This is a genomic window from Methylocapsa acidiphila B2 (assembly GCF_000427445.1).
In the GTDB taxonomy this organism is placed as follows: domain Bacteria; phylum Pseudomonadota; class Alphaproteobacteria; order Rhizobiales; family Beijerinckiaceae; genus Methylocapsa; species Methylocapsa acidiphila.
The window spans coordinates 1042112-1055517 of the sequence record NZ_KE386496.1 but is presented as its reverse complement, the minus strand read 5'-3'; the positions used below and the strand labels follow the sequence as shown (position 1 = coordinate 1055517).

Below are 13406 nucleotides of genomic sequence, written 5' to 3'. Positions count from 1 at the left end.
GACATGGCTTTATCCCGATGTCGCCGCCTAAGCCTCCCGGTTCAAGGGCCGATGCGGCGCGCTGGCGCTTTTTTATCTTGGTCGATCGTCCGAAAGGCCTCGGCCGCTTGCCGAGCCTGACGCTATGATATACGCGCATAGGCCGCCGCATGTTTCGGAGCTCATGAGATTTGGCTGAAACAAAGAAAATTAATTGGGTCCATTTTTCGACCCTCCTAGCCGTCGCGATCCTGGTCGGCACCGAGATGGTCGGGGCCTCCTGGGCGGCCGGTTGGGCGCTCGGCGGCCTCCTGCAGCTCGATCCGCTCGTGAGCCGCATCATCGAGGGCGGCTTCGCCTTGTGCGGGCTCGTCCTTCTCTATTATTTCATGCGCACCGCAATCAAAAACGAGCCTATCCGGGAATAGGTTCAGTCGGGCTCGCGCGGGGGTGAAAAATCTTGCGCGGCGACGCCGCATGAGGTTGCGGGACCGGACGCAATCCGATACGAAAAGCCCTCGATATTCGGCGATCTACCTTTGTTTCGGGCGGGTCCGATGATCGATCGTTGAAACGACAATTCAGGGGCCGCCGAGATATTGGCTCCTGTCGGCGGGCGTGGCGGAACTGGTAGACGCGCCGGACTCAAAATCCGGTTCTGGTGACAGAGTGTCGGTTCGATTCCGACCGCCCGCACCAAATTTCCGGGCTCCGCCGGTCGCGCGATCGGCTTCCTGAAAGCCTTCGTTTCCTTATCGTCAAGCTTTGCCTCCATTTGCGATGAGCTGGCGCGCGAGCTTCGGAGAGCGTCGCCCATGACCGGCGCCGGCACGGATCGGACCAAGCCAAGTCTTATCGGTGGTCCCACGATCATTCTGGTCAGGCCCCAACTCGCTGTGAATATCGGCATGTGCGCGCGGGCGATGGCCAATTTTGGCCTGGCCGATTTTAGGCTTGTCTCGCCGCGCGAGGGCTGGCCCCGCACCGGCGCCTTGAAGAAAGGCGCCTATGCCGCAGCGGCCGGGGCCGTGCATCTTCTCGAAGCGGCCAAGCTCTACGACAGCGTCGAGGGCGCCGTCGCCGATCTCAATTTCGTCTGGGCGACGACCGCGCGCGAGCGCGGCCAGCATAAGCCGATCCTGACCCCGGCCGAGGCCATGCCGCAAAGCGCGGCGGCGATCGCCGGTGGTGAGAAGCACGGCGTGCTTTTCGGCCCGGAACGCACCGGTCTCGCCAATGACGAGGTCGCCTTGGCCGATGCGATCCTGACCTTTCCGGTGAATCCGGCCTATGCCTCGCTTAATCTCGCCCAGGCTGTTCTCCTGACCGGCTACGAATGGATGCGCGCCGCGACGGACGCGAAAGCGCCTTTCGCGCCGACGGAGCGTTCGCCGGCCGCGTCCCGCGACATGGTTCTTTCCTTTTTCGCTTATCTGGAAGGCGAGCTTGAACGCGCCGGCTTTTTCCGGCCGCCCGGCAAGCAGCCGGTCATGCGCCGCAATCTGCGCAATATTTTTCATCGCATGAAACTCTCCGAGCAGGACGTGCGCACGCTGCGCGGCATGGTGGTCCGGCTCGTCGACGGGCCGAGGGCCGGCCGGCGGGAGGCGGCGCGCGAAGAGGAAAATTTGGCGCATGACTTCGGCGCCGTCCCTCTAGAGTCGTCGCAGCCTCCCAAGGATGAAGGATGAACCGGCGGCGGGGCGGAGTTTCGCCATGATCTCAATTCTTTTTTGACCGAATTATTGGTTAACCAATAACTGCTTTCATGGCGCAGCGGCGATCTCCCGTCGCCAAGAGCCATGGCGACGCGCCAATCAACTTTCGGTTTCCTCGATGCCGCAGCCGCCCAAAGTCCTTGTTTTTGATTCCGGCTTGGGCGGGCTGACTGTTTTTGCGGAAATCGCGCGCGCGCGGCCGGACGCGCAATTGATATACGCCGCCGACGACGCCGGCTTTCCCTATGGGGAGTTGGAAGAGGGGGCTTTGGTCGCGCGGGTGATGACGGTCATGGAGCGTTTGATCGCGGAGGCCGCGCCGGACGCCGTCGTCATCGCCTGCAATACGGCGTCGACCCTCGTGCTTCCGCATTTGCGCCGGCAATTCCCGCTGATCCCCTTTGTCGGCACGGTTCCCGCCGTGAAGCCGGCCGCGAGCCTGTCGCGCTCCAAGTTGATCTCGGTTCTCGCGACGCCCGGCACGGTCGCGCGCGATTACACGCGGGAATTGGTGCGCACTTACGCCGCACATTGCGTCGTGACGCTTGTCGGCTCAAGCGCTCTGGCGAGCCTCGCCGAGGCGTTCATGCAGGGCGAGGCCCCGTCCGATGCGGCCATCCTGCGCGAGATTGCGCCCGCCTTCGTCTCCGAAGGGGAGCGCACCGATTGCATCGTCCTCGCTTGCACGCATTATCCGCTGCTGATCGATCAGTTCGCGCGGCTTGCGCCCTGGGCGGTCCAATGGATCGACCCCGCGCCCGCAATCGCGCGGCGGACGGATCATGTCCTGCGGGAAGATCTCGGCTTTCCCGCGCCGCAAGAACATTTGGAGCCCGCGACGCAGCATCGCGCTCTTTTCACCAGTTCGGCGGCTCCGAGCGAGCGTCTTTCCGAGGCCTTGCGCAAGCGCGGCATCGGCAAGATCGGCATGGAGCCCATGCCATTGGTCTTCGCCTGACCTCGTCGAGCTTGTTCTGAAGCGAGTTCTTGTCGGTTGGATTGAGAGCATCCGACAGAACGCGCTCTAAATCGCTCTTAAAAGAGCGAGCCTTGATCGCGCTTCGCGCGCCCTTTTTTCACGGCCGGCTTCGCGGGGGCGGCGTCTTTCGCCGGTCCGGCGATTGCGCTTCTACGCCCGTCGACGAACTCGATTTCGAGCGCCGCGCCGTCTCTGATCTCGGCGGCGAGCCGCAAAGGTCTCTGATCCGCGTCACGCACCAGCGCATATCCGCGCGCCAGCACTTGCTTATAGCCTAGGCTTCCGAGCAATTGCGCGAGGGCGCCGAGCGTGGTCCGGCGTGTGGCGACGCCGGCGTTGACGCCGTAACTTAAGCGCCTCGCCAAGGCGTCGATTCGGTGGCGGGCGGCGCTCAGCTTTTCGGTTTCGACCCTTCTCGATGTCGATCGAGCGGCGGCGAGCCTCGCTCCAACGTGCGCGAGCCTTCGCAGTCTGGCCTCGCGTCCGGAGTCGAGCGCGCGGCCAAGCCTCCCTCCGAGACCCGCGAGGCGCTCGGCGCTTCGCGCGAGCCTTGCGTGCGGCGATTGCTGAGATAGTCGATGCGACAGGCGGGCGAGGCCGATGCGCTGACGGTCATGCGCCTTGGAGAGGGCAGCTCCAAGGCGCGCGCCGACATGATCGAGGCGCTGGCGGGGCAGGGCGATAATGGCCTCTCCCTGCGGCAGCGCCCGTAGCAGCGCGCGAAGATCGGCCCGCCGTCTCTCGCCGAGCCGAAACATAGCGCCCGATTCGCGACGCCCAAGATCGGCTAAGGTCGTGGCAAGCTCGGCGCGGACGGGAACGGCCTTCTCGGCCGCGGCTGTCGGCGTCGGGGCGCGCAGATCGGCGGCGTAATCAATCAGGGTCCAGTCCGTCTCATGGCCGATGGCGGCGATGATCGGCGTCCTGCTTTGCGCGGCTGCGCGCACGACGATTTCTTCGTTGAAGCTCCAGAGATCCTCAAGCGATCCGCCGCCGCGCGCGACGATGATCACATCTGGCCGCCGCATAGGGCCGGTTTCGGGAAGAGCGTTCAATCCGTCGATCGCAGCGGCGACCTCTGCGGCCGAGGTTTCGCCTTGGACGCGCACGGGCCAAACCAGAACACGCCGCGGGAAGCGCTCAGCGATGCGGTGCAAAATGTCGCGGATGACTGCGCCGGTCGGCGATGTGACGACCCCGATCGAGGAAGGCAGAAAGGGGAGCGGCCGCTTGCGCGCCTCGTCGAAAAGTCCTTCCGCCCCGAGCTTCCGGCGGCGCTCCTCGAAGAGCGCCATCAGCGCGCCGACTCCTGCCGGCTCGAGCGCCTCAATCACGATCTGATAGGCTGATTTGCCGGGATAGGTCGTGATCTTGCCGGTCGCGACGACTTCGAGACCTTCCTGCGGCTTGGTCTTGAGCTTAGCGTAGACGCCTTTCCAGATCACCGCGTCAATGCGGGCCGACTGGTCCTTCAAGGAGAAATAGGCGTGGCCCGAAGAATGCTGGCCGCGAAAATTCGAGATCTCGCCGCGCACGCGCACAAAGCCGAATCGATCCTCGATCGTTCGCTTGAGGGCCGAGGAGAGCTCGCTGACGGAGAGTTCGGGAGCGTTGCTTGGAAAGGGATCGGGCATGGCGTGAGAATGCCGGAATCAATCCGCCTGGGAAAGCGGGACGCGGCTTCCGGGTAGGAAATTCCTTTATCTGTGGAGAGAATGTCGAGCCGATGGCGACTACAATTGATACTGTCGCCAAATCGCACGATCGGAAGGAGATCAATGACCAGTTTCGCGCCGGAGCAATATAAAGAAACGCTGATTTTTCTCACGACGGCCGGCGTCGTGGCGCCGCTTTTCCGCCGTTTGCGGGTCAGTCCGGTGCTCGGGTTCCTGGTCGCCGGTGTCTTGCTCGGACCTTACGGCCTCGGCGCGCTCGCGCATGGACGCCCGTGGCTCAGCGCTTTCGTGCTCGAAGATCTTGAGCAGATCGCGCCTGTCGCCGAGTTTGGCGTCGTCTTTTTATTATTCATGATCGGGCTCGAATTATCTTGGGAGCGCTTGGCGACCATGCGGCGCGCCGTTTTCGGCTTCGGCGCGCTCCAGGTCTTCGGCTCGGCGGCGGCGCTCGGCTTCGCAGCTCTCCTATTCGGCGAGCAACCGACATCGGCGGCGGTTCTCGGCTTCGCCTTGGCCATGTCGTCAACCGCCATCGTCATCCCGGTTCTTGCCGAGTCCAAACGCCTGGCGACGACGGCCGGCCGGACGATTTTCGCGGTGCTGCTTTTTCAAGATCTCATGGTCGCGCCGCTTCTGTTCATGGTTTCCATGCTCGGGATTCGCGAGCTTGATCTGGGCGCGGCTCTCTTCTCGACTTTCCTTCCTGCGGCCGCGGGCTTGAGCATTCTCGTCATCGGAGGCCGCCTCGTCCTGCGCCCCTTGTTCCATCATGTCGCGGCCGCGGGCTCGACGGAATTTTTCGTCGCCGCCTGCCTGCTCGTTGTGATTGGCACGGCGGTGCTGACCGCGATGAGCGGGCTGTCAATGGGTCTTGGCGCATTCTTCGCGGGCGTTCTTCTGGCTGAGACGGAATATCGACGCGAGATCGAGGTGACGATCGAGCCCTTCAAGGGCCTCTTGCTCGGCTTATTCTTCGTCTCCGTCGGAGCTCGGCTTGATTTTTCCGAGGTCCTCGCCGCGCCGCTGCGGACAATCGAACTGATGGCGGGGTTTATCCTCATTAAATTCTGCGTCGTGTGGTTGGTCGCGCGGATCTTACGCTTCACGCCCTCCGTCTCGACCGAGGCGGCGCTCATGCTCGCGCCCGGCGGCGAGTTCGCCTTCATCATCATTGCGGCTGCGGTCGCGGCGCGGGCGACGCCAGGGGGCTTAGGCGCCCAAATGGCGGTCGCGGTGACGCTCTCCATGTTTGTGGCGCCGGCGCTGGGCGCGTTGACGCAGCGGCTGTTTCGCCCGCAGATCGCCGTGGAATCGGCCCCGCCGCCGGAGCTGGAGCACGAGCTCGCGCATGACGCGATCGTCGTCGGCTATGGTCGGGTCGGAAGGCTCGTGGGCGACATGCTGCGAGCCCATTCCATCAGCTTTATGGCGATCGACACCGACGCAAGCCTGGTGAAGCGCTATCGCGCCGACGGCGTCGAGATTTATTGGGGCAACGCCTCGCGCGCCGAATTTCTCGCCCGCTGCGGCCTCGCCCGCGCCAAGGCACTCATCATCACCATGGATCGGCCCAGCATGGCCGAGCAGATCGTCCGTATTGCGAGGGCGGATTTTCCCCATCTGACGATCGTCGCCCGTGCGCGCGACGCGCATCATGCAACGATCCTCTATAAGCTCGGCGTGACGGATGCGGTGCCCGAGACCATCGAGGCGAGCCTGCAGTTGTCGGAAGCGGTGCTCGTCGAGATGGGAGTCCCGATGGGGCTCGTCATCGCCTCAATTCATGAAAAGCGCGACGAATTCAGGAAGATTCTGCAACCCGTCGCCCTTCGCGCCGAAGCCAGGCACGCGCGAAAGCTATCGCTTCGTATGAAGGAGATTAACTTGCGCAGGCCAAAACCAGAGGCCGACGACGAAATCGCGTGAGCGCCGCAGTCCGCCCGCTCAAGTCGATTCCGCGATGCGCTTGCCGAGGCGGTGGAAGAACCACAACACCGCGCCGGCGATGAAGGGAACGGCGCCTGCCGTCGCGACCACGGGATCGAGCGTCTCCATCTCGCGATGGACGCCTTCAAAAATGAGATGCAGGATCGACAACAGATAATAGGTGATCGCGGCGATCGACACCCATTTCACCGCTTGCTGAAGCTTTAACTGAAGGTGAACTCTTTCGCCCATATTGCGCAGGAGATCCCGGTTTTGGCTTTCGAGCTCGATGTCGACGCGGGTGCGCAGGAGCTGCGCTGCGCGGGCGAGCTTGCGAGAGAGATCTTCCTGGCGGGCCTCGGTCGCGCTGCAGGTGCGAATGGCGGGCGTCAGCCGGCGCGCGAGAAAGGACGCGAGCGTCGGCAGATTGGCGATCGAACTCTCGCGGATCGACGCCAGGCGCAGGGTCATGAGTTCATGATAGGCCCGGGTCGCGCCGAAACGGTAAAGGCTTTGGGCCGCGCCTTCCTCGAGCTCGGCGGCGAGAGCCGTCAGCCGATCGAGCAAGATGCGGCTGGCCTCCAGTCCCTTGGCCTCGCGCATCAGCTGGACGAGGCGCGGCAATTCGATCTCGATGCGGCGAATTTCCGGCCCAAGCTCCAGCGCTTTCGGGAGCCCGAGCAAAGCCAGGGTGCGATAGGTCTCGACCTCGAGCAGACGTTGCACGAGCGAGCCCGCATCGTTCGGCGTGAGTTTTCGGTCGAGAACGAGCAGGCGGACGAAGCCAAGAGCGTCGGGCTGAAAGTCCGTCGCGACCATGGCGGCCCCATCCAGCACGTCAGATGCGGCGAGCTGACCGGGCACGAACAGGGTTCGCCAGGTTTCGCCGACGACGGCGGCCGGCAAAAGGCGAAGATCGACGGCCACCAGCAGGGGGCCGGGCTGGGGCAAAAGCCGCATCTGGCTCGCGAGCTCGTCCGCGCTCGGCTGAATCGGCAGTGTCTTGCCTTTGCCAAAACGCGGCGCTTCGGCCGCCTGCGGAAACTCCCAAGTGTAGGTGACGAATTCGGCGTGAACTTCCCAACGAAGTATGGCGGCCTGAAGCTCGATCCGGTGCTGCTTGGCGTTGGCGGGTGGCGGCGGGCAAGCGCGGGCGAGGCAGAAATCGGTGAGCGCGGCTCGCGCATCCGCGGCCTCTTCGTGATCCGTCATGAAGGCGAAATGCAAAATGCGTTTCGGTCCCTCGATCGGCACGAAAGGACGCGCGTGGACTTCCGCGAGGACGCGGTCGCGCAAGGGATGTTCGGTAAAGCCGCTTGCCTCGGGTTCGCGCGTTTCGGTCAAGCTATTCATGTCTCGCCTATTGCTCGCTGCCGCACAGCGCGCTGCTGGATCGATTCTCGGGCATCTCAAGCGGCTCGCGGCCCGGAAAAGAGGGGGGCCGCCGCTTTGCTTTGTCCTTATCCCTATTTGAGGCGGCGGATCGGATGAGCTCGGCTCATCGAGATTCCGTTCTGCGGCCTCTTAAAACATGTTCGAGCCTGAGCGAGGCTTGCGGCCCCCAGGGCGAGATAAATGCGCGCCGCCCGCGATTCGAGCCTATGGCCATCGTGTAGCTCATTTGGGCGTGAAGCCGCAAATCACGCCGCGCGGATCTGCGAGACGGCATCCGAGTTAACGACTGCGGCTATTGGCCTCGTCATTCTCCGACGCGGGGTCAGGCCCGGCGGGAGAATGAAAAGGTTCATCCGAGCAAGAGGCGGAAAGGCAGCTGTTGGCCTTCCGCCCGCATTTAGTTCATCGTGGCGATTGGACGCAGCTTTGAAGCTGGCATGGTCGTTCACGCGTTCGCGGCCAGCATCTCCAGCACCATGCGCAAGGTCGCGGCGTCGGAGCCGGGCGGCACGCGCACGATTGCGTCGCCGATCGCGATTTCGATCGGAGCAGGGCGCTGCGGCGCGCCCGCCTGCGCCGTTTGAGACGGCGCCATCTCCATTTCGAGCGCGGGGTCGGCGTTATTCTTCGCCGCGAATGAATCTCCGCCGCCGAGGCGCGCGTTCTTCCGCCAGGCGAAGAGTTGCGCGGCCATCAGGCCGTGCCGGCGGGCGACGGAACAGACCGACGCGCCATCCTCGAAGCTCTCCGCGACGATCCGCGCCTTTTCTTCGGCGCTGAAATATCGCCGCTTGGCGGCGCTTTGAAATTCCATCGTTCGGCGTGGGGGGGCCGCAGCAAGCGCCACATCCCAGTTTTTGACGTGTAGCATCAGATGGCCTTTTGATCGGGTCCGGGGCAGCCGTAGAGCGCTCGCCGGCCTCGAAAAACGAGATTAATCCAGAACGCCGGATCGCCGGCGCGCGCGACCCTCGACCTGACCGCCGCATTCGCACCGCCTTCAAAAGGGTTCGGCGCGACATGCAACGTTAAATCAGCGCTAAGCTGAACGGCGGATTAAGGCCGTCGGCGCGCGCGAGATTGGGGATTGGTCGAGAAAATCAGTCGGTCAGAGCCAGATCGGTGGACCGCGAGCGGCGAAATGGAACCGTTCGGACGCGCGCGCGGGAGTTGCGCTGGCCGCATTCCAGGCGACGGCGATGGCCCAACGTTGCGGGAAGGCGGAGAGGCCCGACGCCAAAAGTCCGGCATCGCCGGAAGACGAGCTGCAAGTCGAGATGCAGCAAAAGCAATGTTGATGACTGGATTCGCGGTTGGGCGCTTGTGGAATAGAGCCTTGCGGCTCGCAAATTGCGCTGCCGAAACGATCGAAAGCGGCCGCCCGCGCCGCCGCGCCGACGACGCCTTGCAGCAGGAGCGCATAAAGCGCCACCACGCTGATCGCGACCCGTTTCGTCGCCGAGGCTTGGCTCAACCCGATCATAAAATCAGCTTATCATGGCGATTTTCTATTGCAATGGATCGCGCTTTAGGACGTGGCGTCCTGCGCCTTTGATGAGAGCGGCTTGTTGACGCGGGTGGCGCGCCGGACGTCTTTCCATCCGATATTTGAGCTTGTGGCGACCGCACCGGCGCGGAAGTCCGGTGTTTTGCCGATCAAAGCAAAATCAATGCGTCGACGGTTTCACGATCCGTCAGACGCAGATTTAGCGCCTCGTCGCCCAGAGGTGCGGAAGAAGGATCGCCGATGCAAATTCTCGGCGTCCAGGTCAGGAATTAGCGACGCTCGCGGCAGAGCCGGCGACAACATCAGTGCGCGAAAAATTCATCATTCCAAGCTTTTGCACCGCTTCCTTGACAAGTGGGTCGAGCCCTTCGCCGCCATGTTCGAGATGAGCGAGGATTTTCTTGCGCATGCTCGGGTCCCAGAATTTCGCCAGGTGGTCGGCTATGCCGGCCACCGCCTGGTCATGCCGCTGGGCGCTGAAAAACTTGCCGATTTGGTTGGCCATATAAATGAGCTTGTCAGGCGACATGATGGGAGGCTCGATCGATAAAGCGTTCGGGATGGGTGAAGACTTCGAAATCGCGGCCTCGCGCGACCGCAACAAGCGTGATTCCGCAAGCGTCGGCAAGGCGGATCGCGGCGGCCGTGGGCGCCGAAATGGCGACCAGCACCGGGGCAGCGAGCTTGGCCGCCTTCTGAATCAGCTCGACCGACACGCGGCTCGTCATGAGGACGAGCCCCTGCGCGGCGGAGACTCCCTGACAGGAGAGTGCTCCGACGAGCTTATCGAGCGCATTATGACGTCCCACGTCCTCGCGCAAGGCCAGCAGTCCCTGTGAGGGGGTCCAGAAGGCCGCCGCGTGAACCGCATGAGTCTGCCTGTGCAAGCTCTGCGCAGGACCGAGAGCGGCCATGGCTGATTCGATGGCGGCGCTGTCGAACAGGCGGGCGCCTGCGACGACGGGCGCCGGGCGCATCGCCTCAGCAAGGCTCTCAATGCCACAAAGGCCGCAACCCGTCGGCCCGGCCATGCTGCGGCGTCGCGCCGAATAGTCTCTCGCGCGATGATCCGCCAACCAGAGCCGCAATTCGACTCCGAGAGAGGTTGCAACGATGTCGAGACTCGAAATTTCGGCGGGATCGGCAATCAGCCCCTCGGTCAAGGCGAAGCCCCGCGCGAAATCCTCGAGATCGGCGGGCGTCGCCATCATCACGGCATGGGTGGAGCCGTTGACCGTGAAGGCGATCGCGGTCTCTTCCGGAACGGCGCGGACCAAGGTTAAAACCTTATCGCCGCGCCGCGCCGTGCAAGCGACATTGGCGGCCGGGGAGGGCGGCGCGCTGAAGTCGCAGAGATCCATGTCGAACTGGCTCTCGCTCATTCCGCCGCTTCGATCGAATGCACGATGCGGCGGCTCTGCTCGGCTTGCTCGCGATATTGCTCCTGCCAATCGCTCGGTCCGTTCGAGCGCGAGATCTGGACCGCCGTCACCTTGAATTCGGGGCAATTGGTCGCCCAGTCGGAGAAGTCGGTCGTCACGACATTGGCTTGGGTCGTCGGATGATGGAAGGTCGTATAGACGACGCCCGGCGCGACCCTGTCGGTGACGAGCGCGCGCAGGGTCGTTTCGCCGGCGCGGCTATGGAGCTTCACCCATTCGCCGTCGCGGACGCCGCGCTGCTCGGCGTCATGGGGATGGATCTCGAGAAGATCTTCCGGATGCCAGGCGACATTTTCGGTGCGCCGCGTCTGGGCGCCGACATTATAATGGCTCAGAATGCGGCCGGTCGTGAGCAGCAGCGGGAAGCGCGGGCCGGTCCGCTCGTCGGTCGCCACATATTCGGTCAGCACGAACTTGCCCTTGCCGGAGGCGAAGCCGCCGATATGCATGATCGGCGTGCCGTCCGGATGCGCTTCATTGCAGGGCCATTGCACCGAGCCAGCTTCGTCGAGCCTTGCATAGGAGACGCCGGCGAAGCTCGGCGTCGTGCGGGCGATCTCATCCATGATCTCGCTCGGATGCGCGTAATTCATCGGAAAGCCAAGTGCGTTTGAAAGCGCCACTGTGATTTCCCAATCGCCGAACCCGTTCTTAGGGCTCATCACCTTGCGCACGCGCTGAATGCGCCGCTCCGCGTTGGTGAAGGTGCCGTCCTTCTCGAGGAAGGTCGAGCCCGGCAAAAAGACATGCGCGTAATTGGCGGTCTCGTTAAGGAAAAGGTCCTGAACGACGACGCATTCCATGGCGGCGAGGCCAGCCGCCACGTGATGCGTGTCGGGGTCGGATTGCAGAATGTCCTCGCCTTGGATGTAAATGCCTTTGAACGTTCCTTCGACGGCGGAGTCGAGCATGTTCGGAATGCGCAGCCCAGGCTCGTTGTCGAGCGCGACGCCCCAGACGCCTTCGTAAATGGCGCGCGCCGTATCGTCCGAAACATGCCGATAGCCCGCGAATTCATGCGGGAACGAGCCCATGTCGCAGGCGCCCTGGACATTGTTCTGGCCGCGCAGCGGGTTCACGCCGACGCCGGGGCGACCGAGATTGCCGGTCGCCAGCGCCAGATTGGCGATCGCGAGCACGGTCGTCGAGCCTTGGCTATGCTCGGTGACGCCGAGCCCATAATAGATCGCCGCATTGCCGCCCGTCGCGTAAAGGCGCGCCGCCGCGCGGATCAGCTCCGCCGGAACGCCAGCGACTTTCGCGACTTCCTCCGGGCTGTGGCGCGGCTCCGACACGAAAGCCGCCCAATCCTGAAACTCCTCCGCGTCGCAGCGCTCGCGCACAAAAGCCTCGTTGACGAGCCCTTCAGTGACAATGACATGGGCGATGGCGGTCAGAATGGCGACATTGGTGCCGGGCTGCAGCGCTAGATGATAGTCCGCCTTCACATGCGGAGTGCGGACGAGGTCAATGCGGCGCGGATCGATCACGATGAGCTTCGCGCCTTGACGCAGACGCTTCTTCATGCGCGAGCCGAAGACCGGATGGCCGTCGGTCGGATTGGCCCCGATGACCAGGATCACGTCGCTGTCTTCGACCGAGTCGAAATCCTGGGTCCCAGCCGAGGTGCCGAAGGCCGTCTTCAGCCCATAGCCGGTCGGCGAATGGCAGACCCGCGCGCAAGTATCGACATTATTATTGCCGAACGCGCCGCGAATGAGCTTCTGGACCAGATAGGTCTCTTCATTGGTGCAGCGCGAGGAAGTGATGCCGCCGACAGAGCGCTTCCCATAGGTCGCTTGAATGCGCTTGAACTCGGAGGCCGCGTGATTGATGGCCTCCTCCCATGAGACTTCGCGCCAGGGATCGCTCACCTTGGCGCGGATCATGGGGCTCAAGATGCGCTCTTTATGGGTGGCGTAGCCCCAAGCGAAGCGGCCTTTGACGCAGGAATGGCCATGATTAGCCTTGCCGTCCTTGAAGGGGACCATGCGGACGAGCTCCTCGCCCCGCATTTCCGCCTTGAAGGTGCAGCCGACGCCGCAATAGGCGCAGGTCGTGACGGCCGAATGTTCTGGCTGGCCGATGGAGATCAGCGATTTCTCGCTCAATGTCGCGGTCGGGCAGGCCTGGACGCAGGCCCCGCAGGAGACGCATTCGGATTCGAAGAAGGGCTCGTCCTGGCCCGGCGCCACGCGGCTCTTGAAGCCGCGTCCGTCAATCGTGAGCGCGAAAGTGCCTTGCACTTCCTCGCAGGCGCGCACGCATCTGTTGCAGACGATGCATTTGGTCGGATCATAGGTGAAATAGGGATTCGACTCGTCTTTGACTTCGTCGAAATGATTGGCGCCTTCATAGCCGTAGCGCACTTGCCGAAGCCCTACGGCGCCGGCCTGCGTCTGCAATTCGCAATCGCCATTCGCGGCGCAAGTCAGGCAATCCAGCGGATGGTCCGAAATATAGAGTTCCATCACGCCCTTGCGGAGCGCTTTCAGCCGCTCGGTCTGGGTCTTGACGACCATGCCCGGCGCGACAGGGGTGGTGCAGGAAGCCGGCGTGCCGTTGCGCCCCTCGATCTCGACAAGGCAAAGGCGACAGGACCCGAAGGGCTCCAGCATGTCATTGGCGCAGAGCTTAGGGATTTCCGTCCCCATTTCCATGGCCGCGCGCATGATGGACGTGCCTTCCGGCGCCCGTACCTCAACCCCATCGATGGTCAAGGTGACCAATTTTTCCGAGCGCGAGGCCGGCGTTCCATAATCGACTTCGTTGATGAGAGACATC

11 protein-coding genes and 1 tRNA gene are annotated in these 13406 nt (G+C 63.4%); 5 read left to right on the top strand and 7 right to left on the bottom strand.

Going from position 1 to position 13406, the window contains the following annotated elements:
- Positions 1 to 170: 170 nt before the first annotated feature.
- The 4 genes from METAC_RS0106685 (at position 171) to murI (ending at position 2655) form a co-directional block, all read left to right on the top strand.
- Positions 171 to 407 (top strand): hypothetical protein, encoded by a 237-nt coding sequence (locus METAC_RS0106685; RefSeq protein ID WP_026606435.1) that lies wholly within the window; start codon positions 171 to 173, stop codon positions 405 to 407.
- Positions 408 to 591: 184 nt separating this feature from the next.
- Positions 592 to 678 (top strand) — tRNA-Leu (locus METAC_RS0106680).
- A gap of 116 nt (positions 679 to 794) precedes the next feature.
- Positions 795 to 1670 (top strand): RNA methyltransferase, encoded by an 876-nt coding sequence (locus tag METAC_RS22630; RefSeq protein WP_051335796.1) that lies wholly within the window; start codon positions 795 to 797, stop codon positions 1668 to 1670.
- Between the two features lie 145 nt (positions 1671 to 1815).
- Positions 1816 to 2655 (top strand): glutamate racemase, encoded by an 840-nt coding sequence (gene murI / locus METAC_RS0106670; protein WP_026606434.1) that lies wholly within the window; start codon positions 1816 to 1818, stop codon positions 2653 to 2655.
- A 77-nt stretch (positions 2656 to 2732) separates the two neighbouring features.
- On the opposite strand, the gene xseA is transcribed toward murI, so the two are convergent.
- Positions 2733 to 4310, bottom strand: coding sequence for an exodeoxyribonuclease VII large subunit (gene xseA, locus METAC_RS0106665; RefSeq protein ID WP_026606433.1), 1578 nt, complete (start codon positions 4308 to 4310; stop codon positions 2733 to 2735).
- A gap of 144 nt (positions 4311 to 4454) precedes the next feature.
- On the opposite strand from xseA, the gene METAC_RS0106660 reads away from it, so the two are divergent.
- Entirely contained in the window at positions 4455 to 6278 is a 1824-nt protein-coding gene (locus tag METAC_RS0106660) for a cation:proton antiporter domain-containing protein (protein WP_026606432.1), read from the top strand.
- A gap of 18 nt (positions 6279 to 6296) precedes the next feature.
- Here the strand turns inward: METAC_RS0106660 and METAC_RS0106655 are convergent, their stop codons facing one another.
- From METAC_RS0106655 to fdhF, 6 genes are all read right to left on the bottom strand, one after another.
- Positions 6297 to 7631 carry a DUF3422 family protein gene (locus METAC_RS0106655; protein WP_026606431.1) on the bottom strand — a complete coding sequence of 445 codons (1335 nt, stop codon included), beginning with the start codon at positions 7629 to 7631 and terminating at the stop codon, positions 6297 to 6299.
- A 487-nt stretch (positions 7632 to 8118) separates the two neighbouring features.
- On the bottom strand, positions 8119 to 8544 hold the full coding sequence (gene tnpA / locus METAC_RS0106650; protein WP_084143478.1) for an IS66-like element accessory protein TnpA: 426 nt from the start codon (positions 8542 to 8544) through the stop codon (positions 8119 to 8121).
- Between the two features lie 237 nt (positions 8545 to 8781).
- On the bottom strand, positions 8782 to 9156 hold the full coding sequence (locus METAC_RS0106640; protein ID WP_026606429.1) for a hypothetical protein: 375 nt from the start codon (positions 9154 to 9156) through the stop codon (positions 8782 to 8784).
- A 286-nt stretch (positions 9157 to 9442) separates the two neighbouring features.
- Positions 9443 to 9709: a formate dehydrogenase subunit delta gene (locus METAC_RS22625; protein WP_036255351.1), complete on the bottom strand. Its 267-nt coding sequence runs from the start codon at positions 9707 to 9709 to the stop codon at positions 9443 to 9445.
- Positions 9699 to 10562: a formate dehydrogenase accessory sulfurtransferase FdhD gene (gene fdhD, locus METAC_RS0106625; RefSeq protein WP_036255350.1), complete on the bottom strand. Its 864-nt coding sequence runs from the start codon at positions 10560 to 10562 to the stop codon at positions 9699 to 9701. The genes METAC_RS22625 and fdhD overlap by 11 nt, the downstream gene beginning before the upstream one ends.
- A complete protein-coding gene (gene fdhF / locus METAC_RS0106620) occupies positions 10559 to 13405 on the bottom strand; it encodes a formate dehydrogenase subunit alpha (protein ID WP_026606427.1) in 2847 nt (948 codons plus the stop codon). The genes fdhD and fdhF overlap by 4 nt, the downstream gene beginning before the upstream one ends.
- Position 13406: the final 1 nt, after the last annotated feature.